This is a genomic window from Staphylococcus caeli (assembly GCF_051413795.1).
GTDB lineage: Bacteria > Bacillota > Bacilli > Staphylococcales > Staphylococcaceae > Staphylococcus > Staphylococcus caeli_A.
The window spans coordinates 1-26,047 of the sequence record NZ_JBOIRQ010000013.1 but is presented as its reverse complement, the minus strand read 5'-3'; the positions used below and the strand labels follow the sequence as shown (position 1 = coordinate 26,047).

Genomic DNA, 26,047 nt, shown 5'->3' with positions numbered 1-26,047 from the left:
ACGTTATAATTATGTAAATGCTCGAAATTACTTTCGTTATAGTCATGAAGGTGAATATTGCTAGAATGTAATAAGCGTTTGTATGTAATTTCAATGTAAAAAAGAACCTGTTATTTTTATTTCACTGTAACCTACATTGAGTTTATGAATGTTATATTGGTATTTGCAAATTAATCATAAATAAATCAATTATTACCTTATAGGAGGAATTTTTACAATGAAAAAAACAGTAGTAGCTTCAACATTAGCAGTAGGTTTAGGCGTAACAGGTTTCGCAGCAGGCAACTCAGCAGACGCGTCAGAACAAAGTGTTGACAAAGCACAATTAGCACAACAAGCACAAACAAATCCAGAATCATTAAATGCAGCGCCAGTACAAGATGGTGCTTATAATATAAACTTTAACTATGAAGGTTTAAACTATAACTTTGAATCAAATGGTGAATATTGGACTTGGAGCTATGGTGAAGGATCAAACGCTTCAGCTCAACAAGTTGAACAACCACAACAAACTGAGCAAGCACAAGCGCCAGTTCAACAAACAGAAGCTCCACAAACTGAAACAACACAACAACCACAACAAGAAGCAACTACACAAGCTTCTTCAAGCTCAAATGAATCAAGTGCAAGCGAAGGTTCATCAGTAAATGTTAACGCTCATTTACAAGCAATCGCGCAACGTGAATCAGGTGGCGACCTTAAAGCTGTAAACCCATCATCAGGTGCAGCAGGTAAATACCAATTCTTACAAAGTACTTGGGATTCAGTAGCACCAGCAGAATATAAAGGTGTTTCTCCAACAGAAGCTCCTGAAGCAGTACAAGACGCAGCAGCTGTAAAACTTTACAACACTGCAGGCGCTTCACAATGGGTAACTGCATAAGCATCGTAAAGCAATAATTTACGTTATAATTAAAATAATGAGATGAATGTCTCTAGTATACAAAACACGGCAATTTCTATTGAAATAAAATAGAAATTGTCGTGTTTTTTTGAAGTTTTAACTGTATTCATATAAAGATTCTAGGGTAGGAGCAATGATATTTTCCAAGTCACTATCAAAGTTAAATATTTAAAAGCTCCATTTATTAAATAACTAGTGATTTCAGAAAGGCTGTTGTTTTGCAAACGCTTAATAAATTTGATATATTTTAGTTAAATAAATATATTGAAAATCTACTAGGGGAGCCAATTGGCTGAGATGAATCTATTCAGACCCTTACGACCTGATTTGGTTAATGCCAACGTAGGAAAGTAGTTTCATTTTTGGCGAATTGTGATACTTTGCTATGAATAAACTACGTTTCCATCAGGGAACGTAGTTTTTTATGTATAGGAGGATTTTTGATGTTATTTTCAGAACAACTTAAACAAGAGTCACAACCAATTATTGATGAAATTTATAAAGACCCGTTCGTACAAGGTATGTTACATGGTGACTTGCCTAATGATGCAATAAAGTTTTATTTGAGAGCTGATGCTTCTTATTTAAAAGAATTTGCGAATATATATGCTTTGCTCATACCGAAAATGAAACAGTTAAGCGATGTACAATTTTTAGTAGAACAAATTCAATTTATTGTAAATGGTGAAGTAGAGGCGCATGAAATATTAGCTGATTATGTTGGTGAAGTTTATGAAGATATAGTGCAAGAAAAAGTATGGCCACCAAGTGGAGATCATTATATTAAACATATGTACTATAATGCGTATGCTAAAGAAAATGCAGCTTATACTATTGCTGCAATGGCACCTTGTCCTTATGTATATCAAATCATTGCCCAACGAGCTATGAAAGACAATGATTTAAATAAAAATTCTCCTTTAGCGAAATGGTTTGAATTTTACAACACTGAAATGAATGAATTAGTCGTTATATTTGATGCACTTATGAATCAATTAACTGAACAATGTTCGGATTCAGAGAAAAATGAAATCAAACAATGTTTCTTACAAAGTACAATTCATGAAAGTCGATTCTTTAATATGGCGTTTAATGAAGAGGCATGGGACTATGGAGGTGTGTATCATGCATAAACCTAAGATTGCTTTGACTATTGCCGGTACTGATCCAACAGGAGGTGCAGGGGTGATGGCAGATTTAAAATCATTTCATGCATGTGGCGTTTACGGCATGGCAGCCATTACAAGTATCGTTGCTCAAAATACTAAAGGTGTACAACATATTCATAATTTAGAAACAGATTGGTTGTCCGAACAATTAGCCAGTGTATTTGATGATGAATTACCACAAGCACTAAAAACAGGGATGATAGCTTCTAGAGAAATGATGCAGCTTATTCAATCATATTTGAAACAATATCCTGAAATACCATATGTCATTGATCCAGTGATGTTAGCAAAAAGCGGTGATTCATTAATGGATGATGATGCGAAAGCAGATTTACAACGCATCCTATTACCATATGCGACGGTTGCTACACCAAATCTACCTGAAGCAGAAGAAATTACACAGTTGAAAATCGATAGTGAAGCAATGATTTATAAGGCAGGTCATATGTTTATTAATGAAATTGGAAGTAAGGGTGTCGTTATTAAAGGTGGGCATGCTGAGGATTCAGAATATGCTAAAGACTATTTATTTACAGAAGAAGGTGTGTTTACCTTTGAAGAACCACGCTATGATACTAAACATACACATGGCACAGGTTGTACATTTTCTGCGGTGATTACAGCTGAACTTGCTAAAGGAAAATCAATTTATGAAGCCGTTAAAAAAGCAAAACATTTTATCTCATTAAGTATAAAACATACGCCAGAAATTGGAATGGGCAGAGGTCCTGTAAATCATTTTGCATATATGAAGAAAGTAGGTTTAGATGATGAATAGACTAGACACAATAAGAGCACAGCATCCACTTGTTATTTGTTATACAAATGATGTAGTTAAAAATTTTACGGCAAATGGACTTCTAAGTTTAGGTGCGAGTCCCGCAATGAGTCAAGCACCTGAGGAAGCAAAGGATATGTTGACGCCTGCGAATGCCTTGCTTATAAATATAGGTACATTAACCAAAGATAGAGAAGACGATATATTAAAAATTGCTAAAACTGCCAATGCAGTAGGCACACCGATTGTTTTTGACCCAGTTGCAGTTGGTGCATCACAGTATCGTAAAGAATTTTGTAAAACATTTTTACAAGAAGTCAATGTTTCTGTTATTAAAGGAAACGCATCAGAAGTGTTAGCTCTGATAGATAATGAAGCAACAATGAAAGGGACAGACAGTGACCAAGATTTGGATGTAGTTTCAATTGCTAAAAAAGCCCATGAAGTATTAAATTGTGCCATTGTTATAACTGGAAAGATAGATGTCGTTATACAAGATAATCAAATATTTAAACTATACAATGGTTCGCCATTACTAGCTCAGGTCACTGGAGCTGGCTGTTTATTAGGAGCGATAGTTGCTAGCTTTATTGATGACAACTTGAAAGTAGATATCGAATCATTGATTCAGGCAGTTGCATTTTATAATATTGCAGCGGAAAATGCAGAACAGTTAACTAGTGATAAAGGACCTGGATCGTTTATGATCGCGTTACTAGACAGTTTAGCTCAAGTTTCAGAAGATGATTATTTACATCACTGTAAAAAACAAGAGGTGGAGTAATGTTTGATAAAAATAATCTAAAACTCTATTTTATTTGTGGAACACAAGATATTCCAGAAAACAAAAACATAGTAGAAGTTGTAACAGAAGCATTGAAAAATGGTATAACAATGTTTCAATTTAGAGAAAAAGGAACAAATGCTTTAACTGGGAAAGCCAAAGTGCAATTAGCACAACAATTATTGACTTTATGTCATTCGTATAACGTTCCGTTTATTGTTAATGATGATGTAGCACTGGCGAAGGAAATTGAGGCTGATGGTATACATGTAGGGCAAGATGATAAAGATATCAAATCATTTGCGCATGAGTTTAACGGAAAGATTATTGGTTTAAGTATTAGTGATATTGATGAATACGAAAAGTCAGATTTGACACATGTAGATTATATAGGTGTTGGCCCGATGTATGCAACGACATCAAAAGATGACGCGAATCAACCTGTTGGACCAGAAATGATACCTAAATTAAGAAACTATATTAATGATTTTCCAATAGTTGCGATTGGTGGCATTCATATCGATAACACACCAGCAATTATGGAAGCGGGAGCAGATGGTATTTCTGTGATTTCAGCGATTACTAAGAGTGAATATATTGGCGATACTGTACAAAAATTCTTACAAAATATTGAATAACGCTTAAAAATTACTTTTTTTGTTTTCTACTTCACTTGGAATATGATAGAATGAATTCTATGTGAATATATCATTAGAGGTGGAAAAATGAAAAAGAAAGCGCTACTACCTTTATTATTAGGTGTAATGGTCTTCTTAGCAGGTTGTGACTATTCTAAAGCTGAAAATAGAGACGGATTTTTCTTTAATACGTTCTACGTACCAATGGACAACTTAATTCATTGGTTGGGATCGAGTTTTAATAATGACTATGGCTTAGCAATTGTAGTACTTGTATTGGCAATACGTATTGTATTGTTGCCATTCATGTTATCTAACTATAAGAACAGTCATATGATGCGTGAAAAAATGAAAGTCGCTAAACCGGACATTGATGCAATTCAAGAAAAAGTTAAGCGTTCACGTACGCAAGAAGAGAAAATGGCAGCAAACTCAGAAATGATGGAAGTTTATAAAAAATATGATATGAACCCGATGAAGAGCATGTTAGGTTGTTTACCAATTCTAATTCAAATGCCAGTTATCATGGGATTATTCTTCGTATTGAAATATCCATCAAGTGGTGGTTTTACAGATCATCCTAATTTCCTTTGGTTTAACTTAGCTAAACCAGATATTTGGATTACAGTGATTGCGGGTATCTTATACTTCTTACAAGCTTATGTATCAAGTAAAAGTATGCCAACTGAACAACGTCAAATGGGTTACATGATGATGATTATTTCACCAATTATGATTGTGTGGATTTCATTCACATCTGTTTCGGCATTAGGACTTTATTGGTCAGTCAGTGCCGCATTCTTGATTGTACAAACTCAAGTAGCGAATATGTATTATTCAAAACTTGCACAAAGAGAAGTTGCACCTATGATTGAAGCGATGGAGAAGAAGAAATCTGAAGCTTCAGGTAAAGGTAAAAATACCCAAGTTGTTTCTAAGAAAAGCAAAAAGAAATAACAACCATACGAATTGAATAAACAAAAAGCCCAATCCGGTTAACTCGGATTGGGTTTTTTGTATAGAACTTAATGTTCAAAATACCATTCGTCAAAAAATTGATTAATATAGTGACACATAAATTGATGCCTTTGTTCAGCGAGTTGTTTCGCAGTAGGGGTATGCATTAAGTCTTTTAATTTAAACAATTTTTCATAAAAATGCTTAACAGCTGAAGGCGCCCAATCATCATAATGCGTAATTGTATTATTATCGATGGGTTGTGTATCATTTTCAATCCACATCGGTTCACCGAAATGACCTGCAAATTGAAATGTACGCGCAATTCCTATCGCACCTATTGCGTCTAATCTATCAGCGTCCCTAACTATTTGACCTTCAATAGATAGGTCGATAGCGTTGTTGTTACCATTGCTGTAACTCATATATTGAATAATATGAAGGATGTGTAGTTGTTGCTCCTCTGGCAAGTTTAATTTTTGTAAAAATAATGTTAAACGTTGCATGGCTTGGTCAACATCTGTGAGTTTGTGGTCAACTGTATCATGTAATAAACTAGCCAATTTTATAGTTAGTAAATCAGTAACACCTTCACATTGAGCGATATAAGTTGCTAAATGTAAGACACGATTAACATGTGCAACATCATGTCCCGTGGCATCTTTTTTATGAAAGTCATGCATATAATCATATGCGAGTGATAATCTTTCTTCATTATTCAAAGCGATACACCTCTTATTTAGAAATTATAAAAATAATAGAGCTACGTAATAGAATATTTATCATTACGTAAGGTCTAACATTATTTTAAAGTATTGGAGATAATAATCTCGAGATACCTTCTTTAAATTTAATCCATAAACTTCGTTGCGCATAAAGTTCAGGTGTTAAACGATAAGATACATTGAGGTCTTGTTCAAATGCAGCTCTCAACTCTTTGGCAATATGTGTATCATAGATAAATGCATTAATTTCAAAATTTAACGTAAAACTACGATGATCCATATTTGTAGTACCTACACTTGCGACTTCATCATCAATGACGAGTGTTTTAGAATGTAGGAACCCGTTATTGTATTGGAAGATGTTGACGCCTGCTTCTAATAAAGAGGCGACATTGTTATAAGTCGCCCAATAAACGAAAGGATGATCAGGTTTATTCGGAATCATAATATTAACGTCAACACCACCAAGTGCTGCAATTTTCACGGCATCTAAAAAGGCTTGATCAGGTATAAAGTATGGCGATTGGATGTAAATCGAATGTTTTGCAGAAGCAATCATTTTTAAATAACCATATTTGATTTGTTCCCATGTTTCATCAGGACCACTCGATGCAATTTGGACACCAATCGTACCACCAGAATTCACATCTGGAAAATAGCGTTCAGCGTATTTTAAATTATCACGTGTAGATTGAGAATTCCAATCTATCATAAAACGTAATTGTAATGCATTGACTGCATCACCTCTGATACGAAGGTGAGTATCTCTCCAATAACCAAATTTTTTCTTTAAACCTAAATATTCATCGCCGACATTAAAGCCACCAACATAACCGATATGACCATCAATGATGACTATCTTTCTATGATTACGATTATTCATACGTAAATTGATGAGTGGTAGTTTAGATGGGAAAAATGCTTCGACGTGACCGCCTTTTGTCCTGAATGATTTAAAGTCTTTAAGAGATAAGCTTCTCGACCCCATATCATCATAGAGCATTTTGACTTCGACACCTTCGTCTAATTTTGCTTCAAGTGCGGTTAAGATTTTTTTACCTAAAGTATCATTTCTAAAGATGTAGTATTGAATATGTATATAATCTTTTGCTTCATCGATGTCTTTGAGTAAGGTATTAAATTTTTCTTCACCATCAGTGAAAATATCAATTTTATTATCAGTTGTTAAAAATGCTGCGTTGTTATATAACAACATTTGTACCATATCTTTAAATTTCACAATTTGATGGTTGCCTTTTGAAAAGTCATCATTCTTTAAGGCTTCTAGTTGTTCATTTACAATCATTTCTATGCCAACTTTATCTTCTTCATCCAAAGAAAAAATATGGTCACGCTGAATTTGTCTGCCTATAAAAAGATAAATAATAAAACCTAAAATAGGTATCAGTACTAGTACTAAGAGCCAAGCCCAAATAGAACCAGCTGAGCGACGTTCCATGAAAATAATTGTAAACGCAAAGATTAGGTTTAATATAAACGCACCAATCAATATAATATTAATGACAACGTTTGTGTAATTGAATGTAACTGAAAAAATATCTATCATATTAAACCTCCATGCTAATCCATAATTAAAAACATACTAAATTCCTAACCATTGTAACACGGAAGTTGCTTTTTATCACTTGACTAATACCTACAAGGGGTATATTATGAGCATGAAATATGAAGGGGGTCTTAAGATATGACTGAAACTCAAAAAGCGCATCATTCAGAGCAAATTAAATCAAATTTAAAATCAAGATTAAATAGAATAGAGGGTCAAGTGAGAGCGATAAATCGTATGGTAGATGAAGATGTATATTGCGATGATGTACTCACACAAATTAGAGCGACGAGATCCGCTTTAAATAGTGTAGCCACAAAACTCTTAGATCATCATATGAAAAGCTGTATCATGGACAAAGTTGTGCATGGTCAAGAAGAAGAAGCAATGGAAGAGTTATTAGTAACATTTCAGAAATTAATGAAAGATTAGGGAAGGTATAACACATGAAATCAGAAATCATTTATATAGCTGGTATTGAGTCTGAAACTCAAAAAGCACAAATTGAACAACACTTACATGCATTCCACGGTGTCCAAGAGGTAGTAGTTGATATTTTGCATGGCGAAATAAGAATCAAGTTCGAAACACCAGCAAGTTTAAATAATTTAGAAAAAGAAGTTTATGATCTTGGTTACGAAATTCTATATTAACTATTAATCATCATACAAAGTGATAACGTATTAAACTGTTTTTAATATGTTGTAGATGCATGAAATTCTAATTGTTAAAATAAATTGAAAGATTTGAATATAATTTAGTATTTTACCTATAAATGGGGTAAGATGTAATAGAAGCAAGTATTTAGGGGTGATGATATGAGTAAGGATAACGAAAAGATTCAAAACGTAGTTAAACTATTATCATCATTAGGGGTAAACATAAAGAAAACCAAATCAAGATTAGAAGTTATGCATACTTTACCAACAAATGTAAAAACCGCTAACGAGTTGAAATAGTCAAGTTACCCAATTAAGTGATTAGAGCTAATAGTTCTGGTCGCTTTTTATTTATTTGAAGTTTAATGTTGAATAAAATACAATATGTACATAATACAAAAGAGGTATGCTTCCATTTCGAAGCATACCTCTTATTTTGCATTTAATTTGAAGTTAATTTTTAGAACGAACCAATGTTTTATCTGGTGAATACTGCTTGGATTGATGATAAGTAATAGATAATAAGACGCCAATACCACACATCAAGCTCCATAGTGAACTACCACCATAACTAATAAATGGTAATGGAATACCAGTAATTGGTAAGAGTTGTATCGTCATTCCAACATTTTGTAATACGTGGAATAATATTAATGATGCATAACCAATGATAAACAATTTACTAAATGGCAAATCACTTGTAGTTGCGAGTCGAACTAAATGGAAAATAAATGCTAAAAATATTAAAATGATAAACACTGAACCAATAAAGCCAAATTCTTCACCGATGACAGAAAAAATAAAGTCAGTGTGATTCTCGGGTATATATACTTCGCCATGATTAAATCCTTTACCAAATAGTTGACCAGAACCAATGGCTTTCAGTGACTCTGTTAAATGATATCCGTCTCCATTACTATATGTGTATGGATCTAGCCAAGAGTTAATACGACCGAGTTGATACGTCTTGATGCCTAAAGTGTTTTCAATCAATGATGGTTTATAGATAATAGATAATATAATTGTGGATGCAAATACGATTGCGGCAATAAATAATGGTGCCAATATTTTCCACGAAATACCACTGACAATCATGACACCAACGATGATAGCGCAAATCACAAGTGTCGTTCCTAGGTCATTTTGTAATAAAATTAGTCCCATTGGAATAATTGAAATGCCGATAATTTTAAACAATAGTTTAAAATCAGTTTCCAGTGATTTGTTAAAAGTAAATTGATTATGTCTAGAAATTAATTTGGCTAATGCTAGAATTAAAACAATTTTCATAAATTCTGAAGGTTGTACACTGATTGGGCCAAATTTATACCAACTTTTGGCACCGTTGATAATCGGTGTAATCGGTGTTTCTGGTATGATAATCAGAATAAATAGACCGATACATAGAATAAAATAAAGTAAATATGTATATTTCATTAGTTTTTTAGGAGATACAAGCATAATTAGTAGTGCGATAATGCCACCTAATACATAATATAAAATTTGTCTGATGCTAAAGTTGGCACTATACTGACCGCCGCCCATAGCCGAATTGATAACCGTAACACTTATAATTGCTAACAATACGAGGATACCTATGAGAATCCAGTCTATCCGCTGTACCCAATGATTATTTTTTAATTGACGTGAAGTACTCATTTCTTACTCCTTTAAACTACTTAAATTTCTCTATCTTTGATATTATATATAGATTTTACCGAACTTTAACACATTTTGCTAGAAGTAGGGTGTGGTTTTAGGAAATTCCTATTTAACTACTAAAATTAAAGAATTTACAAACCATTCATGTAATTCAAAAATAAATGTTTTTTATACACTTTACAAATGCAAAATCATATTAAGTCGTGATATGATGTAGTTTAAGAATTGTATATGGAGGCTAAAAAATGGCTAAAGAAAATGTATGTATCGTATACGGAGGAAAAAGTGCAGAACACGATGTTTCTATATTAACGGCACAAAATGTCTTAAACGCAATTGATAAAGAACAGTATCAAATAGACATTATCTACATAACAAATGATGGTGCATGGAAAAAGAAAGAAAACATCGTAGACACTATTAATGATATAGACTCGTTACGATTACCAGAAATTGAAGCGGGTGAAATTTCAACCTTATTAAGTGTTGGAAGCACAGGTCATGCCTATAGTGCAGTATTCCCATTATTACACGGACCTAATGGTGAAGACGGTACGATTCAAGGTTTATTTGAAGTGTTAGATATACCGTATGTAGGTAATGGTGTTTTAGCTGCCTCAAGTTCTATGGATAAATTGGTAATGAAGCAATTATTTGCACATAGAGGTCTACCTCAATTACCATATGTCAGCTTTTTAAGAAGTGAATATCAAAAATATGAAAGCAATATTTTAAAATTAGTACATGACAAATTAGAATATCCAGTATTTGTGAAACCGGCTAACCTAGGTTCAAGTGTGGGTATCAGCAAATGTAATAATGAAGAAGAACTTAAAACAGGGATTGCAGAAGCATTCCAATTTGACCGCAAATTAGTTATCGAACAAGGAATTGTAGCCCGTGAAATTGAAGTTGCAGTACTTGGTAATGATTATCCAGAAACGACTTGGCCTGGCGAAGTTATTAAAGATGTGGCGTTCTATGATTATAAAGCGAAATATAAAGATGGCAAGATTAAATTAGATATACCAGCTGATTTAGATGAAGATGTTCAAATGACATTAAGAAATATGGCTGTTGAAGCATTTAAAGCGACAGATTGTTCAGGCTTATTACGTGCCGATTTCTTTGTTACTGAAGATAATCAAATCTTCATAAATGAAACTAATGCAATGCCTGGTTTTACAGCATTCAGTATGTATCCAAGTCTTTGGGAAAATATGGGTGTTTCTTATTCTGAATTAATTAAAAAATTAATTAAATTAGCTAAAGAAAAGCATAATGATAAAAAGCAAAATAAATACAAAATTGACTGAGGCGAATAAATAATGATCGAAGTAACGTTAGAACAAATTAAAACATGGATTCCGTGCGAAATTGAAAATGAATATATGGATCACGGTATAAAAGGTGTTTCTATTGATTCACGCGAAATTAATAATCAGAATTTATTTATTCCATTTAAAGGTGAACACGTAGATGGACACAAATACGTGGCTCAGGCATTAAAAGATGGTGCAGGCGCAGCATTTTATCAAAAAGGTGTACCTTTAGATGAAGCAGTTTCAGGACCAATCATTTGGGTTGACGATACATTAACAGCGTTACAGCAACTTGCACAAGCTTATTTAGCATTTGTGAATCCGCAAGTGGTAGCAGTTACAGGTTCAAATGGTAAGACAACGACTAAAGATATGATTGAAAGTGTACTAAAACCACAGTTTAAAGTTAAAAAAACACAAGGTAATTATAATAATGAGATTGGTTTGCCATTGACTATTTTGGAGTTAGACATAGATACAGAAATTTCAATTTTAGAAATGGGTATGTCTGGATTTCATGAAATTGAGTTACTTTCAAATTTAGCGCAACCAGATATTGCAGTCATCACTAATATAGGTGAATCTCATATGCAAGATTTGGGTTCAAGAGAAGGTATCGCTAAAGCAAAATCTGAAATAACAATTGGTTTGAAAAAAGGGGGTCTGTTTATTTATGATGGCGATGAACCTTTATTAGAACCACACGTGAATGGATTGCACGATGTCGATTTAGTAAGTATAGGAAAGCATACTGAAAATACGCTCGTCGCTACTATTGATACAATTGCAGATGAAGGCATTTCCTTCTATATAAATGGTGAAGAGCGCTATAAGTTACCGATTCTTGGTGAACATAATATGAAGAATGCCACGATTGCTATAGCGGTAGGCAAGAGATTAAATTTAGCCTATGAGACAATATTTGAAAATTTGCGCCATGTCACATTAACAGGCATGCGAATGGAACAACACCACACACATGATAATCAATTAGTTATTAATGATGCTTATAATGCGAGTCCAACTAGTATGAAAGCAGCAATTGATACGTTAGCTGGTATGCAGGGTAGAAAAATCCTCGTACTCGGAGATGTGCTTGAACTCGGTCCTGACAGTCAAGCGATGCATGAAAGTGTAGGACAATACTTAGCTGATAAAGGCATTGAGGTATTGTTTACCTATGGTGAAGAATCAAAATATATTAGCAAAACTGGTAAAAATTTTGTTAAACAAGCAAATCATTTTGAAGATAAAGATGCATTAATCAACACATTAAAATCCGATTTATTGCCAGAAGATAAGATTCTAATCAAAGGCTCTAGAGGTATGAAATTAGAAGATGTTGTAAATGCACTCATTTAACCAATAAGAACTTAGCTGTATAAAATGAATAAGTTTGATGATAGGGAGTAAGTTTAAGTATCCAAATTAGTTTTGGACTCTAACTTGCTCCTTTTTGGTGATATTTTAACTATGCCAAATTATTGAGAGAATTAGATTACTAAGATTAAATAGTCAATAAGTATTTCATTTAATATAAAAAACGAAATTCGTTACTTTTAAGAAAAACAATCTCAGTAAATAACTGAAAAAGCTAAGTAACAAATTTTTTTCAGATTATATATAGAAGCAGAAGGAAATAAAATTAAACGCTTACAACCTATATGATTCGCTAGTTTAGACATAATGAAATCCGATGATTGCGAGTAAATCACGCCATATAATCTAATTTGGTTTATTGCGATTATACACTTGAGGTGGTACTATAAAGAAGTTGAAGAAACTTAAGTGAACATATATGTATAGAAATACAGATAAATAAAGGAGAATTATATTGCAAAATTTTAAAGAATTAGGGATCTCAGATAAGTTGGCAGAAACCCTACAAGCTATGGGGTTCGATGAGGCCACTCCTATTCAAAAAGAGAGTATCCCTCTTGCCTTAGAAGGTAAAGATGTTCTTGGTCAAGCACAAACAGGTACAGGTAAAACAGGTGCGTTTGGTATACCATTAATAGAAAAAGTCGCTGATAAAGAAGGCGTACAATCACTCATCCTTGCACCAACAAGAGAATTAGCAATGCAAGTTGCTGAATCATTAAAAGCATTTGCTAAAGGACAACGCATTCAAGTTGTTACAGTATTTGGTGGAATGCCGATAGATCGTCAAATCAAGGCACTAAAAAAAGGTCCACAAATTGTTGTAGGTACACCAGGACGTGTCATTGATCACTTGAATCGTCGCACATTGAAAACAAATGATATTCACACGCTTATTTTAGATGAAGCTGATGAAATGATGAACATGGGATTCATCGATGATATGAAATTTATCATGGACAAAATTCCTGCTGAACAACGTCAAACAATGTTGTTCTCTGCTACTATGCCAAAAGCAATTCAATCATTGGTACAACAATTCATGAAATCACCAGTTATTGTTAAAACAATGAACAATGAAATGTCAGATCCACAAATTGAAGAATTTTATACAATCGTTAAAGAATTGGAAAAATTCGATACATTCACAAGCTTTATAGATGTACACCAACCAGAACTTGCTATCGTTTTTGGTCGTACAAAACGTCGTGTTGATGAATTAACAAGCGCGTTAATCTCTAAAGGTTACAAAGCTGAAGGTTTACACGGAGACATTACTCAAGCGAAACGTTTAGAAGTATTGAAAAAATTCAAAAACGATCAACTTGATATCTTAGTTGCAACAGATGTTGCTGCTAGAGGACTTGATATTTCTGGTGTAAGTCATGTTTATAACTTTGACATTCCACAAGATACTGAAAGTTATACTCACAGAATTGGCCGTACAGGACGTGCTGGTAAAAAAGGTGTAGCAATCACATTTGTAAATCCAATTGAAATGGACTATATTCGTCAAATTGAACAAGCAAACAAACGTCAAATGACTGCTTTAAGACCACCGCACCGTAAAGAGGTACTTAAAGCGCGTGAAAACGACATTAAAGGCAAAGTTCAAAACTGGATGTCTAGAGATAACGAACCAAGACTACAACGCATCGCTAAAGAATTAATTGAAGAGTATGATGATGTGAATTTAGTAGCAGCATTATTACAAGAATTGGTTGAATCAAACGATGAAGTTGATGTTCAATTAACATTCGAAAAACCTTTATCTCGTGGTAAAGGACGTCAAGGTAAAGGTGGCAACCATAAACGTGGTGGTAATCACAAACGTGGTGGTGGCAAGTTTGATAACAAAAATCGTCGTTCTGGCAAAGGCGGTTTCAATAAGAAGAAAAATGATAGACCTTCTTCTGATAGAAAAAACAACAAGCAATCAATGAAAGGTCGCACATTCGCAGACCATAAGAAATAAAGTCATTTATCATATATGAAATTTAGGTTTGATCATCCCAATTATTTGGGGTGATTTTTTTATTTCAATTCAATATATATAAAATTAGAATGTACATATGTAGTCTATTAGTAGGGATGTAGTGAATATAATGCCTATGTTATAATTAAAGAAATATTAGTAGAGGAGTGTGTTTATGGAAAACGACCAGCTATTAAAGAAAAGTCCGGTGCAAGCTAAAAAATATTATTATTTAATAGAAGGACTAGAATTTATAGTGAATTTGATCGTTACTATCGTCTTAATATTTTTATGGAGTCACTTTCATTGGTGGCATTTTTTAATTTATATATTTATAGGACTGTTAATAGTTGACTTAATATATGCTTTGATTGGGCCGTGGATTAAATATAATTATACATATTATCGAGTGAATAAAGATTATATCGAAATTAAACGTGATTTTTTCTTCAAAAAACAAGAAATTGTTAAATTTGAAAGAACACAATTTATAGAACAAAAATATAACCCCATACTTAAGAAATTATCTTTGGTTAAGCTATCATTAGTGACTGCTGGTCATCATGTGAGTTTCCCGCTAATACATACGGAAGATGCAAAAACATTTGAAACAACGACATTCGATTATTTGAGAGGAGCTGATTTTGATGTATAGTCCTCAAAAATTACATCCTATTTCTTATGTGACAGGTATTATTGAAGCGATTAAGCAGAATATTGTACTGATTATTATATTCTTTGTATTTAATATTAGAGATTTTGATTTCACTAATATTTATGCTTACATCTTTCCAGGTATTATCACGTTGATCTTTCTATTTTCATTTATTACCCAAGTATTGAAAGTTTATAATACACATTATTGGATTGAAAATGATCACTTTATATTAGCAACAGGTATTTTTACAAAGGAACGTAAAGAGCTAAACATTCGTAGAATACAAACATTAGATACCTCACAAGGCATTGTTAACCAAATTGTTGGTGGTGTGAAGCTACAAATTAAAACACCGAGTGATGGTTTAGAGTTAGATACAGTTTCTAAAAAACAAAGTGATTTTATTCAAAAAGCAATAAAAGAAAAGCAAAGTGAGCTATCAGTTGAACACAACCAAGCAACCAATCAATCGGATATCCACTTAGAAAATCAAAGCGAAGCATCCGATACAGCTACAAATATACAGTCGGAACCACAAGCAGTTTCTTTATACAAACTGAACTTTAAAGAATTACTACTCATGGCATTGACTAGTGGTGCAATTGGTGTTGCCTTTGCCACACTTTCCCCGATTATTGGTGGGCTTTCTGATGTCATACCGTGGCATTGGTTTACGGATGAATTTTCGCAAATATCACAAGCAATTTCTGTGATTGTTCTACTTACAATTTCTGCCATAGTACTCATCAGTTACATTGTAGGGACTCTAATTGTTATTATTCGTAATTTCAACTACACAGTTACTAAAAACGGGAATCAGTTGAATATTAAGTACGGCCTGTTTAATGTTAAAAGTATTACAGTTCCAACAAATCGTGTTCAAGCTGTTGTTGAAAAACAGTCGTTTCTCAGAAAGATTTTTGGCTATACCTCATTACACTTTGTTATAACAAGCGATATGGATGACCTTGATGGAGACGATGTTACATTAAATGGAAATGTAATGATTTTACCGTTTATTAAACGTGGAAAAGCCTATGACATTATTACAGGATTGATGCCTAATATGGCATTTGAAGATGCAAAAACAGGAATGCCTTGGAGTGGATTTCATAGATATTTTTGGCAACCCTCTGCCGTATTGATTATTATTGCACTAGTTATTAATCACTTTTGGAAACCATGGGTTTTTCTAATTGCCGCGATTTTAATTTTACTTTTAATCATCCGGAGTTTTCTAGTGATTAAATATTCTGGATTGAAAATTAAAGCGGACGAACTTGTAGTACGCAACGTAACACTATTCGGCTTTAAAAATTCATACTTTAAGCATGATAAAATTTTAGGAATGGAAGTTAAACGTAATCCATTTTTAATTAATAGCGGGCTAACCAACTTTAATTTTATAATAGCGAAGGCTGCTGGTAGTGAAGCTATAGGTTTGAAATTCAATCCGAATCAGCATGTTGATATGCTTCAATCTTGGTATTTAAGGGGTGATCATCATCAATAATTATAGATATATGCACAATTCTGGAAAGACAGTTATGCGTATTTCAGCAACGATTACAACGGTCATTTTATGTTTAATATTGATTGCGTTTTATGTAGTGAATGCATTATGGCTGGAATTGTTATCTAATGATTCACAAAACTGGGTAATTGTGATAAGCATTGCGATTATCTTGATATATATTGTGATAGGTATCATTGTTATTCCAACATATAAATATAAAATATTTAAGTATAAACTTGAAAATAATGAGATAACAGTTAGAAGTGGCTTGTTTTTCGTGAAAGTAGTACGCATACCATTATTTAGAATTCAAAATGTTGATACACACGAAGGTTTGTTAATGAGGAAATATAAACTTGCAAATTTAACTTTATCTACTGCTGGTGGTAATGCAGATATCAAACTCATTGATAAGGAAATTGCAGCCAGTTTGAAAGTTCATATCAAAAATGGTGGTTCAGAATTTATAAATGAAAATACACATGTTGCTGATTTGAATGATAAATAAGTAATTCACGATTGTTGTAGGATATTGATGAGGTGAAACAAATGATATATGGTATTGGTGTAGATTTGATTGAAATTGAAAGAATAAAGCGACTTTATCAAAGGCAAGGAGAAAAACTTGTCGAGCGCATATTATCCGAGAGAGAACAAGAAACATTTTATCAATTTAAACATGAACAACGTAAAATGGAATTTCTTGCTGGTAGATTTGCAAGTAAAGAAGCATTTAGTAAAGCTTTAGGTACAGGTTTAGGTAAAACAATCGCCTTCAATGATATTGATTGTTGGAATGATGAAAATGGTAAACCTTGTATCCACTTTGAGGGTTACATTGTACATGTTAGTATATCGCACACAGAGCATTATGCTACGTGTCAAGTTGTCTTAGAAGTATAGTTATCGCACAAAAAAGCGATAATTTGGATATCTTTTTAAGAATATTATAAAATTAGGGAGTAGGATAGAAATCAAATGCTTTAATATAGATTTCGTAGTCCAAACTTGGCAAGGATGGCTAGGTTTGAAAAAGTTTACCTGAGCTGAAACTCATGCATAAGTCTCACTAACTTAATGAACTAAGCAGTGAGACTTTACATATTCAATTCAGTCATCTTCTGCCTAAGTGAACAAGAACCTGAGATATCTACTTTTGTCTCAGTCTTGCTTTATTATAGGAGGTATTGCCTTAATGTCCGATAAATATTATAGATATACCTACGTTAACGTAGATTTGAATGCTATTGTGTCAAATTTTCAAGTTTTCCAAAAATTACATCCTCATAAAACAGTTATGCCAGTAGTGAAAGCGAATGGCTATGGATTGGGAAGTATAAAAATTGCACGCCAACTCATGGAATACGGCGCAGAATTTTTTGCAGTTGCAACTTTAGATGAGGCGATTGAACTACGTATGCATGGAATCACTGCCAAAATTTTAGTGCTAGGCGTTATTCCAACTGATAGTATCAGTAAGGCAATTCAGCATCGAATTGCTATTACCGTCCCATCAAAAGAGTGGTTACAACAAGCCATTCAAGAAATATCAGAAGCTAATGAAAAAGATTTATGGTTACATCTTAAATTAGATACTGGTATGGGAAGATTAGGAATCAAATCTGGTGATGAATATAAGGATATCATTGACCTTATTCACCAACATGAGCATCTAATCTTTGAAGGCGTGTTTACACATTTCGCATGTGCAGATGAACCTGGTGATTCTATGAACCAACAACAAGCTCAATTTGAAGCGATGGTGTCACAAGCAGAACAACCTGACTATGTTCATTCTCAGAACTCTGCGGGAGCATTGATGAAAGACACGCAATTTTGTAATGCGGTGCGTGTAGGGATTTCGCTATATGGTTATTATCCGTCTGAGTATGTTCAATCAAACGTCAAAGTTCATTTGAAGCCTAGTGCACAGTGGATTAGTGAAATTGTGCAAACTAAATGGTTACAACCTGGAGAATCTGTGAGTTACGGTAGTGTATATACAGCAGAAGTCACTACTAAAATAGGGATTATACCGGTTGGATATGCAGATGGCTATCCTCGATTAATGAAAGGTTTCTCTGTAAACGTAAATGGTCATCAATGCGAAGTAATTGGAAAAGTGTGTATGGACCAAATTATTATCAAAGTACCTGAATCTATCCAAGCAGGTGATAAAGTTATTATTATGGATCATCATAATGATAGCCCTCAATCAGCAGAAGCATTGGCATATCAACAACAAACAATCAATTATGAAGTGTTATGCAAACTGAGTAGAAGGCTTCCTCGAATTTATCATGGGTCTGAAGACCTAGAAATTCGCAATGAATTACTGAAATAGTATAGTCACTCCTTTGAAAATTTGTTATGATAAGGCTAACAACCAAACTCGACTTATTATATTTTAGTCACATGGAGGTCTTTATTCATGGCAAGTTTTAATCAAAGTAGAAATCATAGCATTGAACAGTTATTAAAAGAAGGCTATTCACAAATGGCCGATTTAAACCTCTCCCTTGCAGCAGAAGCATTTCCTTTTGAGTGTGAAGCTTGTGATTGCAATGAAGGCTACATTAGTTCTAAGAATAATAATGAATGATGAGAAGAGGCGACGTTTATTTAGCTGATTTATCACCAGTTCAAGGGTCTGAACAAGGGGGAATAAGACCTGTCGTTATCATTCAAAATGACACTGGTAATAAATATAGTCCTACCGTGATTGTGGCAGCAATTACCGGTAGGATAAATAAAGCTAAAATTCCTACACATGTAGAAATAGAAAAAAGTAAGTATAAATTAGATAAAGACTCTGTCATATTATTGGAACAGATTAGAACATTGGATAAAAATAGGTTAAAAGAAAAATTAACATATCTTTCAGATGAAAAAATGAAAGAAGTTAACAATGCCATAGATATAAGTTTAGGATTACATAATATTAGAAATCAAAAGTCCTGATTAACCAAGGTTTTACAACATAAGTAAATTAAATAGTGAGTTATAGACATCCATGCTCTATAGCATGCAACAACCATTTAAATTAGTAATTAACACAAGTTGCTTAAAATTTGGATTTTTAGCGATGGTTGCTACCTTGGAAAACAATGTCTAATTTAAAAGCTTTAGGGTCTCCTAAAGCTTTTTTAGATATTTAAGTATTTTAAACATAATTTAAGCAGAGCAGTAGAGAGATTAAAAGTGCATGAACTATAATCATGAAATTAACATACATACAGACATATCAATATGTTATATCAAATGTATGCGATTTATATTTGCATTTTGAGGAGGTATTATTGCGTGGAAGCATTCAAAAATCAATATAAAGCGCTCATTGACGAGAGTTTACACACAGAAGATACAAGCGATTTAATAAAGAAGTGTGAAGGATTTACAGCAGAAGTTATAAAAAAAGATTTATTACCAGAAGACATTGTACAAATACATAAAGACTACATTAAAGTTTTAAATTTAGATGAAACACAAATTTTGAAAACATTTAGTGTATTAAAAGAAATAGTTAAAGGTTTTGGATATAGTTATAAAGACTATAAACACCTTGTAGATCGTATGCAGTATCACGACAAAGAGATAGACTTGGCGTCACGTTTACAACAAACGATGTTAAAGACTGATATTCCTCAATTTGATAGTATTCAAATCGGTGTGATTTCAGTAGCAGCACAGAAAGTAAGTGGAGACTATTTTAACCTTATTGATCACAAAGATGGAACGATGAGTTTTGCTGTAGCAGATGTTATTGGTAAAGGGATACCAGCAGCACTTGCCATGAGTATGATTAAATTTGGTATGGATTCCTATGGGCATTCTCAATTGCCAAGTGATGGATTAAAAAGACTTAATCGCGTTGTGGAAAAAAACGTGAATCAAAATATGTTTGTAACGATGTTCTATGGATTGTATGAAGAACTCAACCACTTACTGTATTGTAGTTCAGCTGGACATGAACCGGGTTATGTTTATAGAGCAGAAACTGAAGACTTTGAAGAAATAAATGTACGTGGCAGAGTACTTGGTGTAAGCCAACAAACGCGATACAAACAACAAGAAATTCCAATATTTATAAATGATTTAGTAATTGTATTTACAGATGGTGTGACAGAAGTCAGAAACGAAGCTGGGGATTTCCTTGATAAACAATATCTGTTGAATATGATTCATAAATATAAACATATGCATCCGCAAGATATCGTCCAATTATTGTATGAAGCGATTTTAAAAATCCAGAATCCTGATAAGAGAGACGACCTTACGATATTGATTATTAAGCGAGTAAATTAATTTTAATAGTTAAGATTTAAATTTAAAATTTAAGGGTATAAAAGTTATTAATGAGACTATAATTAGGAGTGTAATGTTATGAACCTTAATATTGAAACTGTGACTCATGATTCGCATTATGAGGTGAAAGTTGGTGGTGAACTGGATGTTTATACAGTTCCTGAATTAGAAGAAGTCCTAGTTCCAATGAGACAGGAAGGTACGCATGATATCTATGTAAATTTAGAAAATGTGAGTTACATGGACTCAACGGGCTTAGGATTATTTGTAGGTACATTAAAAGCATTAAACCAAAATGATAAAGAATTATATATATTAGGTGTTTCAGATCGCATTGGACGTTTGTTTGATATAACTGGATTAAAAGATTTGATGCATGTTAATGAAGGAACGGAGGTCGAATAACATGCAACATAAACAAGATTATATTGAAATGCGTTTACCAGCATCTGCAGAATACGTGAGTTTAATACGATTGACATTATCTGGAGTATTTTCACGTGCAGGCGCATCATATGATGATATCGAAGATGCAAAAATTGCAGTGAGTGAAGCCGTTACGAATGCCGTAAAACATGCATATAAAGATGATCCAACCGATGTAGGGATGATTAACCTGTGTTTTGAAATATTTGAAGATAGGATTAAAATTATCATTTCAGATCAAGGTGAAAGTTTTGATTATGAAGAAACGAAAGCACAATTGGGGCCATATAAAGAAAATGAAAGCATAGACTTCTTAAGAGAGGGCGGTCTTGGACTGTTTTTAATTGAATCTTTAATGGATGAAGTCACAGTCGACAAACAATCTGGTGTGACAATCAGTATGATAAAGTATATTAAAAAAGAGCAGGTGCGAAATAATGGCGAAAGAGTCGAAATCAGTTAATGATGTATCACCTGAACAAATAAACCAATGGATTATGCAGCATCAGAATAATGAAAATAACGATGCGCAAGATAAACTTGTCAAACATTATAGAAAGTTAATCGAATCCTTGGCGTATAAATATTCTAAAGGTCAATCTCATCATGAAGACCTTGTTCAGGTTGGTATGGTAGGTTTAATCGGTGCAATTAATCGATTTGACTTAGCCTTTGATAGAAAGTTTGAAGCCTTTTTAGTACCAACTGTAATTGGTGAGATAAAACGTTATTTACGTGATAAAACGTGGAGTGTCCATGTACCTAGAAGAATAAAAGAAATCGGGCCACGTATTAAAAAAGTCACAGACGAATTAACAAATGAATTAGAACGATCACCTTCAATCACGGAAATTGCTGAGCGATTAGAAGTGAATGAAGAAGACGTACTTGAGGCTATGGAAATGGGTCAAAGTTATAATGCACTTAGTGTAGATCATTCCATAGAAGCAGACAAAGACGGATCGACAGTTACGTTGCTAGATATCATGGGGCAACAAGATGATAACTATGATCTCACTGAAAAACGAATGATATTGGAGAAGATACTTCCAATATTAACTGAGCGAGAAAGACAAATTATTCAGTGTACGTTTATTGAAGGATTGAGCCAGAAAGAAACTGGTGAACGTATCGGTTTAAGTCAAATGCATGTATCACGTTTGCAACGAACAGCAATTAAAAAATTGCAGGAAGCTGCAAATAAATAGAACATAGATGTAAGCAGAGTTCCATATTTGTGGAATTCTGCTTTTATCATTTAATGAATTCAAAATAGTGAATACGATTAATTATGTTAAAATGAATAAGGTGAAGTTAAAAAATTTACAGATATATGTGAGCGGAGGATTCCATGGATAGTAATTTAATCGAATCAATTAGAAACAAATATAATTTTACAACAAAACAAATTAATGCTGTTCTATCTTTATTAGAAGAGAAAAATACAGTTCCATTTATTGCACGTTATAGAAAAGAACAAACGGGCGGTTTAGATGAAGTTGAAATTAAACAAATTGATGATGAATATCAATATATGGTTAACCTTCAAAAAAGAAAAGAAGAAGTTATACATAACATAGAGGAACAAGGACTGTTAACGGAAGATTTAAAAGCAGATATTCTAAAACAAACGAAATTGCAAAGAGTAGAAGATTTATATAGACCGTTTAAACAGAAAAAGAAAACAAGAGCAACAGAAGCAAAGAGAAAAGGATTAGAACCTTTAGCGAAATGGTTGCAACAAACTACTATTGATGAATCTGTTGAAGTGAAGGCGCAACAATTTTTAACGGATGAAGTTGCAAGTGTTGAAGAAGCAATTAAAGGTGCTCAAGATATCATTGCAGAATTAATTTCGGATGAGCCTAAATATAGAAGTAAAATACTACAAGATACATTCCAACATGGTCAATTGGTGACGCAAAAGAAAAAGAATGCTGAAGATGAAAAAGAAATATTTTCAATGTATTATGATTTTTCAGAGCCAGTGAACAAGGTTGCAAATCATCGAGTATTAGCTGTAAACCGTGGAGAAAAGGAAAAGGTACTTACAGTAAAAATCGAAATGGACACTCAAGGCGTAGAACAATTTATTCGTAAAAAAGAAATTCAATCTCAACATGAGGGTGCGAAGGTTATTGAAGCAGCCATAAAAGATAGTTTGAAAAGATTGATCATGCCATCAATTGAAAGAGAAATCAGAGGCGATTTAACTGAAAAAGCTGAAAATCACGCAATCGATGTCTTTAGTGAAAATTTAAGGAATTTATTATTACAACCACCTATGAAAGGAAAACAAATTCTTGGTGTAGACCCTGCATTTAGAACAGGTTGTAAACTTGCTGTTATAAATCCGTTTGGTACTTTTGTTGCTAAAGGTGTTATGTATCCGCACCCACCGGTTAACAAAAAAGTAGATGCTGAAAATATTTTCGTGAAATTTGTTAAAGATTACGATGTGGCGTTAATAGCTATTGGCAATGGTACTGCTAGTAGAGAAACTGAACAATTTGTTGCTGAGATGATTCAAAAACATAATCTTAATGTACAGTTTATTATAGTGAATGAAGCGGGCGCATCTGTGTACTCAGCATCGGAAGTTGCACGCAGTGAGTTTCCGGATTTTCAAGTTGAAGAACGAAGTGCAGTATCTATAGGGAGAAGAGTTCAAGACCCATTAAGTGAACTCGTAAAAATTGATCCTAAGTCCATTGGTGTAGGTCAATACCAACACGATGTGAATCAGAAAGCGCTAGAAGGCGCATTAACATTTGTCGTTGAAACTGCAGTAAACCAAGTAGGCGTAGATGTAAATACGGCTTCACGTTCATTGTTGCAATATGTAGCTGGGTTAACGCCATCCATTGCTCAAAATATTATTGATTATAGAGTGGAAAATGGTGCAATAACGCATAATAAGGAAATTGCAAAAGTTAAACGCTTAGGAGCTAAGACGTTTGAACAAAGTATAGGGTTTATGAGAATTGTTGATGGTAAAGAACCATTAGACAATACTTCAATTCACCCAGAAAGTTATAAAGTTACTTATGCATTACTCTCTGAGATTGAAAAGACTGCTGCAGATTTACGTACACCTGAATTGAAATTAGCTTTAAACCAAATCGATATTGCTAGCATGGCTGAAAAATTAGACGTAGGACAACCAACATTAGAAGACATAATCAAATCTTTAATTACACCAAATCGAGATCCTCGTGATGAATTTGAAACACCACTTTTAAAATCAGATGTATTATCAATTGAAGATTTAAAGAAAAATATGAAATTAAGTGGTACCGTGCGAAACGTTGTAGATTTTGGGGCCTTTGTTGATATTGGTGTAAAACAAGACGGACTGGTACACGTTTCAAAGTTATCCAAGAAATTTGTAAAAAATCCAATGGACATTGTCAGTGTAGGAGATATTGTTGATGTTTGGATACTAGATATTGACGATAAAAAAGGTAAAGTATCATTAACAATGATTGATCCTAATGAATAATGAAAGCTTACAAAAGTTAACAGAATCAATATCAATCACATATTTCGATAGACCGTTTAAACATAGGGCTTATTTTAATAAGCGTTTAAGAACGACGGGTGGTAGATACTTACTCAATTCTCATGATATTGAAATTAATAATAAACAATTTATGGAGTACGGTGAAACTGCTATTATTGATATTATTAAACACGAATTGTGTCATTACCATCTACACTTACAAGGTAAGGGTTATAAACATAAAGACAAGGATTTTAAACTGCTCAGTCAGCAAACAGGGGCACCTAGATTCTGTTCTGCGATTGAAAAATATGAAGATCGTATAAATTATATATATCAGTGTAGACAATGTGGTAGTGAATTTCCTAGAATTAGGAAAGTGAATACGAGTAAAATGGTTTGTGGTAAATGCAAGGGTAAATTAGCTGAATTTAAAATAGCGTCACAAAAGTAAAATTATAATAGCGTATAAGTTTTGAATGGATCATTCGAAACTCATACGCTATTTTTGATTTGTAAATCATTATAATGAGTATTGCTTCATTAGTAAAAAGGTATAAATGGAATTGGATTGTTAAATTACTCTTTTTTATTAGTTGTTTTTGTTGACGAACAGTTGAATATATTATATGATATTAAACGTTGCGAAATTAATAGCTGCTTTCGTTAAGGCGAAGTTAATTTTGTTAAAATCATTTTAAAAAGTTATTGACATTACGTTAAAAATACATTACAATGTTATATGTTACTTAATGAACGAAGAAGTATATAACCGTTTTGCTAAGCGGCCGTGGCGGAACGGCAGACGCGCTAGGTTGAGGGCCTAGTGGGAGTATTCCCGTGGAGGTTCAAATCCTCTCGGCCGCATCAAAATACTTTAATTATTAAGCGGGTGTAGTTTAATGGCAAAACCTCAGCCTTCCAAGCTGATGTTGTGGGTTCGATTCCCATCACCCGCTCCAATAAGAATTTTAATGAACATTGAAAACTGAATTGCAATATGTCAACGTTAATTCCGAACGCAACATTAAATTGTTGGTTCAAAACAAGTGTTAGAGATAACACAAATTAGTATTTTATGAGCTAATCAAACATCATAATTCATTTATGGAGAGTTTGA

28 protein-coding genes, 2 tRNA genes and 1 riboswitch are annotated in these 26,047 nt (G+C 33.3%); of the genes, 27 read left to right on the top strand and 3 right to left on the bottom strand.

The window, feature by feature from the left end; all coding sequences use genetic code 11:
• The first annotated feature begins 217 nt into the window (after nucleotides 1–217).
• The 6 genes from ACSULM_RS08060 to yidC all read left to right on the top strand — a co-directional run bounded on the left by ACSULM_RS08060 (nucleotide 218) and on the right by yidC (nucleotide 5,230).
• The gene (locus tag ACSULM_RS08060) at nucleotides 218–883 is read left to right on the top strand and encodes a transglycosylase family protein (RefSeq protein WP_436861959.1); all 666 of its coding nucleotides are present in this window, start codon (nucleotides 218–220) and stop codon (nucleotides 881–883) included.
• Nucleotides 884–1,171: 288 nt separating this feature from the next.
• Nucleotides 1,172–1,270: riboswitch (TPP riboswitch) on the top strand.
• A gap of 77 nt (nucleotides 1,271–1,347) precedes the next feature.
• Nucleotides 1,348–2,037 (top strand): thiaminase II, encoded by a 690-nt coding sequence (tenA, locus tag ACSULM_RS08055; protein ID WP_436861957.1) that lies wholly within the window; start codon nucleotides 1,348–1,350, stop codon nucleotides 2,035–2,037.
• Complete coding sequence (gene thiD / locus ACSULM_RS08050; protein ID WP_436861955.1) at nucleotides 2,030–2,851, top strand: bifunctional hydroxymethylpyrimidine kinase/phosphomethylpyrimidine kinase; 822 nt, start codon at nucleotides 2,030–2,032, stop codon at nucleotides 2,849–2,851. The genes tenA and thiD overlap by 8 nt, the downstream gene beginning before the upstream one ends.
• The gene (gene thiM, locus ACSULM_RS08045; RefSeq protein ID WP_436861954.1) at nucleotides 2,844–3,635 is read left to right on the top strand and encodes a hydroxyethylthiazole kinase; all 792 of its coding nucleotides are present in this window, start codon (nucleotides 2,844–2,846) and stop codon (nucleotides 3,633–3,635) included. The genes thiD and thiM overlap by 8 nt, the downstream gene beginning before the upstream one ends.
• Nucleotides 3,635–4,273 (top strand): thiamine phosphate synthase, encoded by a 639-nt coding sequence (thiE, locus tag ACSULM_RS08040; protein WP_436861952.1) that lies wholly within the window; start codon nucleotides 3,635–3,637, stop codon nucleotides 4,271–4,273. Before thiM ends, thiE begins: the two co-directional genes overlap by 1 nt.
• An 87-nt stretch (nucleotides 4,274–4,360) precedes the next feature.
• A complete protein-coding gene (yidC, locus tag ACSULM_RS08035; RefSeq protein ID WP_436861951.1) occupies nucleotides 4,361–5,230 on the top strand; it encodes a membrane protein insertase YidC in 870 nt (289 codons plus the stop codon).
• A 68-nt stretch (nucleotides 5,231–5,298) separates the two neighbouring features.
• Here the strand turns inward: yidC and ACSULM_RS08030 are convergent, their stop codons facing one another.
• Both ACSULM_RS08030 and cls read right to left on the bottom strand, forming a co-directional pair.
• Complete coding sequence (locus tag ACSULM_RS08030) at nucleotides 5,299–5,952, bottom strand: HD domain-containing protein (RefSeq protein ID WP_436861949.1); 654 nt, start codon at nucleotides 5,950–5,952, stop codon at nucleotides 5,299–5,301.
• Between the two features lie 85 nt (nucleotides 5,953–6,037).
• A complete protein-coding gene (gene cls, locus ACSULM_RS08025) occupies nucleotides 6,038–7,522 on the bottom strand; it encodes a cardiolipin synthase (protein ID WP_436855784.1) in 1,485 nt (494 codons plus the stop codon).
• A gap of 138 nt (nucleotides 7,523–7,660) precedes the next feature.
• Here cls and csoR point away from each other — a divergent pair, with 138 nt between their 5' ends.
• The 3 genes from csoR to ACSULM_RS08010 all read left to right on the top strand — a co-directional run bounded on the left by csoR (nucleotide 7,661) and on the right by ACSULM_RS08010 (nucleotide 8,481).
• Complete coding sequence (csoR, locus tag ACSULM_RS08020) at nucleotides 7,661–7,954, top strand: copper-sensing transcriptional repressor CsoR (protein WP_436861948.1); 294 nt, start codon at nucleotides 7,661–7,663, stop codon at nucleotides 7,952–7,954.
• Nucleotides 7,955–7,968: 14 nt separating this feature from the next.
• Nucleotides 7,969–8,175, top strand: coding sequence for a putative copper chaperone CsoZ (csoZ, locus tag ACSULM_RS08015; RefSeq protein WP_436861946.1), 207 nt, complete (start codon nucleotides 7,969–7,971; stop codon nucleotides 8,173–8,175).
• Nucleotides 8,176–8,340: 165 nt separating this feature from the next.
• Nucleotides 8,341–8,481 carry an Lmo0850 family protein gene (locus tag ACSULM_RS08010; RefSeq protein WP_142351597.1) on the top strand — a complete coding sequence of 47 codons (141 nt, stop codon included), beginning with the start codon at nucleotides 8,341–8,343 and terminating at the stop codon, nucleotides 8,479–8,481.
• Nucleotides 8,482–8,634: 153 nt separating this feature from the next.
• Here ACSULM_RS08010 and ACSULM_RS08005 read toward each other — a convergent pair whose 3' ends face one another.
• Entirely contained in the window at nucleotides 8,635–9,840 is a 1,206-nt protein-coding gene (locus tag ACSULM_RS08005; RefSeq protein WP_436861945.1) for an FtsW/RodA/SpoVE family cell cycle protein, read from the bottom strand.
• A 248-nt stretch (nucleotides 9,841–10,088) separates the two neighbouring features.
• Here ACSULM_RS08005 and ACSULM_RS08000 point away from each other — a divergent pair, with 248 nt between their 5' ends.
• The 18 genes from ACSULM_RS08000 (at nucleotide 10,089) to ACSULM_RS07915 (ending at nucleotide 25,889) form a co-directional block, all read left to right on the top strand.
• Nucleotides 10,089–11,159: a D-alanine--D-alanine ligase gene (locus ACSULM_RS08000; RefSeq protein ID WP_436861943.1), complete on the top strand. Its 1,071-nt coding sequence runs from the start codon at nucleotides 10,089–10,091 to the stop codon at nucleotides 11,157–11,159.
• 12 nt (nucleotides 11,160–11,171) lie between these two features.
• Entirely contained in the window at nucleotides 11,172–12,527 is a 1,356-nt protein-coding gene (locus tag ACSULM_RS07995; protein WP_436861941.1) for a UDP-N-acetylmuramoyl-tripeptide--D-alanyl-D-alanine ligase, read from the top strand.
• Between the two features lie 472 nt (nucleotides 12,528–12,999).
• Nucleotides 13,000–14,520 (top strand): degradosome RNA helicase CshA, encoded by a 1,521-nt coding sequence (cshA, locus tag ACSULM_RS07990; protein ID WP_436861940.1) that lies wholly within the window; start codon nucleotides 13,000–13,002, stop codon nucleotides 14,518–14,520.
• Nucleotides 14,521–14,695: 175 nt separating this feature from the next.
• Entirely contained in the window at nucleotides 14,696–15,175 is a 480-nt protein-coding gene (locus tag ACSULM_RS07985; protein ID WP_436861938.1) for a PH domain-containing protein, read from the top strand.
• Entirely contained in the window at nucleotides 15,168–16,691 is a 1,524-nt protein-coding gene (locus ACSULM_RS07980) for a PH domain-containing protein (protein ID WP_436861936.1), read from the top strand. Before ACSULM_RS07985 ends, ACSULM_RS07980 begins: the two co-directional genes overlap by 8 nt.
• Before the next feature lie 34 nt (nucleotides 16,692–16,725).
• Nucleotides 16,726–17,202 (top strand): PH domain-containing protein, encoded by a 477-nt coding sequence (locus ACSULM_RS07975; protein ID WP_436861934.1) that lies wholly within the window; start codon nucleotides 16,726–16,728, stop codon nucleotides 17,200–17,202.
• 41 nt (nucleotides 17,203–17,243) lie between these two features.
• Entirely contained in the window at nucleotides 17,244–17,597 is a 354-nt protein-coding gene (acpS, locus tag ACSULM_RS07970) for a holo-ACP synthase (protein ID WP_436861932.1), read from the top strand.
• A 292-nt stretch (nucleotides 17,598–17,889) separates the two neighbouring features.
• On the top strand, nucleotides 17,890–19,038 hold the full coding sequence (gene alr / locus ACSULM_RS07965) for an alanine racemase (RefSeq protein ID WP_436861931.1): 1,149 nt from the start codon (nucleotides 17,890–17,892) through the stop codon (nucleotides 19,036–19,038).
• An 87-nt stretch (nucleotides 19,039–19,125) separates the two neighbouring features.
• Complete coding sequence (gene mazE / locus ACSULM_RS07960; protein WP_436855771.1) at nucleotides 19,126–19,296, top strand: type II toxin-antitoxin system antitoxin MazE; 171 nt, start codon at nucleotides 19,126–19,128, stop codon at nucleotides 19,294–19,296.
• A complete protein-coding gene (locus ACSULM_RS07955) occupies nucleotides 19,293–19,655 on the top strand; it encodes a type II toxin-antitoxin system PemK/MazF family toxin (protein WP_436855770.1) in 363 nt (120 codons plus the stop codon). Before mazE ends, ACSULM_RS07955 begins: the two co-directional genes overlap by 4 nt.
• Before the next feature lie 300 nt (nucleotides 19,656–19,955).
• Nucleotides 19,956–20,999, top strand: a complete 1,044-nt coding sequence (locus ACSULM_RS07950) for a SpoIIE family protein phosphatase (protein ID WP_436862037.1) — start codon at nucleotides 19,956–19,958, stop codon at nucleotides 20,997–20,999.
• A gap of 78 nt (nucleotides 21,000–21,077) precedes the next feature.
• Entirely contained in the window at nucleotides 21,078–21,404 is a 327-nt protein-coding gene (locus ACSULM_RS07945; protein WP_069996639.1) for an anti-sigma factor antagonist, read from the top strand.
• A gap of 1 nt (nucleotide 21,405) precedes the next feature.
• Nucleotides 21,406–21,888: an anti-sigma B factor RsbW gene (rsbW, locus tag ACSULM_RS07940; RefSeq protein ID WP_436855768.1), complete on the top strand. Its 483-nt coding sequence runs from the start codon at nucleotides 21,406–21,408 to the stop codon at nucleotides 21,886–21,888.
• On the top strand, nucleotides 21,863–22,633 hold the full coding sequence (sigB, locus tag ACSULM_RS07935) for an RNA polymerase sigma factor SigB (RefSeq protein ID WP_436861929.1): 771 nt from the start codon (nucleotides 21,863–21,865) through the stop codon (nucleotides 22,631–22,633). The genes rsbW and sigB overlap by 26 nt, the downstream gene beginning before the upstream one ends.
• A gap of 143 nt (nucleotides 22,634–22,776) precedes the next feature.
• Nucleotides 22,777–24,927 (top strand): Tex family protein, encoded by a 2,151-nt coding sequence (locus tag ACSULM_RS07930; protein WP_436861927.1) that lies wholly within the window; start codon nucleotides 22,777–22,779, stop codon nucleotides 24,925–24,927.
• A complete protein-coding gene (locus ACSULM_RS07925; RefSeq protein ID WP_436861925.1) occupies nucleotides 24,920–25,381 on the top strand; it encodes a SprT family protein in 462 nt (153 codons plus the stop codon). Before ACSULM_RS07930 ends, ACSULM_RS07925 begins: the two co-directional genes overlap by 8 nt.
• 330 nt (nucleotides 25,382–25,711) lie before the next feature.
• Nucleotides 25,712–25,794 (top strand) — tRNA-Leu (locus ACSULM_RS07920).
• A 21-nt stretch (nucleotides 25,795–25,815) separates the two neighbouring features.
• Nucleotides 25,816–25,889: transfer RNA gene (locus ACSULM_RS07915), tRNA-Gly, on the top strand.
• Nucleotides 25,890–26,047 lie beyond the last annotated feature (158 nt).

Coding starts and splice junctions, on each gene's coding strand:
- ACSULM_RS08060 (WP_436861959.1), top strand. CDS start 218: ATGAAAAAAACAGTAGTAGCTTCAACATTAGCAGTAGGTTTAGGCGTA.
- tenA (WP_436861957.1), top strand. CDS start 1,348: ATGTTATTTTCAGAACAACTTAAACAAGAGTCACAACCAATTATTGAT.
- thiD (WP_436861955.1), top strand. CDS start 2,030: ATGCATAAACCTAAGATTGCTTTGACTATTGCCGGTACTGATCCAACA.
- thiM (WP_436861954.1), top strand. CDS start 2,844: ATGAATAGACTAGACACAATAAGAGCACAGCATCCACTTGTTATTTGT.
- thiE (WP_436861952.1), top strand. CDS start 3,635: ATGTTTGATAAAAATAATCTAAAACTCTATTTTATTTGTGGAACACAA.
- yidC (WP_436861951.1), top strand. CDS start 4,361: ATGAAAAAGAAAGCGCTACTACCTTTATTATTAGGTGTAATGGTCTTC.
- cls (WP_436855784.1), bottom strand. CDS start 7,522: ATGATAGATATTTTTTCAGTTACATTCAATTACACAAACGTTGTCATT.
- csoR (WP_436861948.1), top strand. CDS start 7,661: ATGACTGAAACTCAAAAAGCGCATCATTCAGAGCAAATTAAATCAAAT.
- csoZ (WP_436861946.1), top strand. CDS start 7,969: ATGAAATCAGAAATCATTTATATAGCTGGTATTGAGTCTGAAACTCAA.
- ACSULM_RS08010 (WP_142351597.1), top strand. CDS start 8,341: ATGAGTAAGGATAACGAAAAGATTCAAAACGTAGTTAAACTATTATCA.
- ACSULM_RS08005 (WP_436861945.1), bottom strand. CDS start 9,840: ATGAGTACTTCACGTCAATTAAAAAATAATCATTGGGTACAGCGGATA.
- ACSULM_RS08000 (WP_436861943.1), top strand. CDS start 10,089: ATGGCTAAAGAAAATGTATGTATCGTATACGGAGGAAAAAGTGCAGAA.
- ACSULM_RS07995 (WP_436861941.1), top strand. CDS start 11,172: ATGATCGAAGTAACGTTAGAACAAATTAAAACATGGATTCCGTGCGAA.
- ACSULM_RS07985 (WP_436861938.1), top strand. CDS start 14,696: ATGGAAAACGACCAGCTATTAAAGAAAAGTCCGGTGCAAGCTAAAAAA.
- ACSULM_RS07980 (WP_436861936.1), top strand. CDS start 15,168: ATGTATAGTCCTCAAAAATTACATCCTATTTCTTATGTGACAGGTATT.
- ACSULM_RS07975 (WP_436861934.1), top strand. CDS start 16,726: ATGCGTATTTCAGCAACGATTACAACGGTCATTTTATGTTTAATATTG.
- acpS (WP_436861932.1), top strand. CDS start 17,244: ATGATATATGGTATTGGTGTAGATTTGATTGAAATTGAAAGAATAAAG.
- alr (WP_436861931.1), top strand. CDS start 17,890: ATGTCCGATAAATATTATAGATATACCTACGTTAACGTAGATTTGAAT.
- mazE (WP_436855771.1), top strand. CDS start 19,126: ATGGCAAGTTTTAATCAAAGTAGAAATCATAGCATTGAACAGTTATTA.
- ACSULM_RS07955 (WP_436855770.1), top strand. CDS start 19,293: ATGATGAGAAGAGGCGACGTTTATTTAGCTGATTTATCACCAGTTCAA.
- ACSULM_RS07950 (WP_436862037.1), top strand. CDS start 19,956: ATGTATGCGATTTATATTTGCATTTTGAGGAGGTATTATTGCGTGGAA.
- ACSULM_RS07945 (WP_069996639.1), top strand. CDS start 21,078: ATGAACCTTAATATTGAAACTGTGACTCATGATTCGCATTATGAGGTG.
- rsbW (WP_436855768.1), top strand. CDS start 21,406: ATGCAACATAAACAAGATTATATTGAAATGCGTTTACCAGCATCTGCA.
- sigB (WP_436861929.1), top strand. CDS start 21,863: ATGGCGAAAGAGTCGAAATCAGTTAATGATGTATCACCTGAACAAATA.
- ACSULM_RS07930 (WP_436861927.1), top strand. CDS start 22,777: ATGGATAGTAATTTAATCGAATCAATTAGAAACAAATATAATTTTACA.
- ACSULM_RS07925 (WP_436861925.1), top strand. CDS start 24,920: ATGAATAATGAAAGCTTACAAAAGTTAACAGAATCAATATCAATCACA.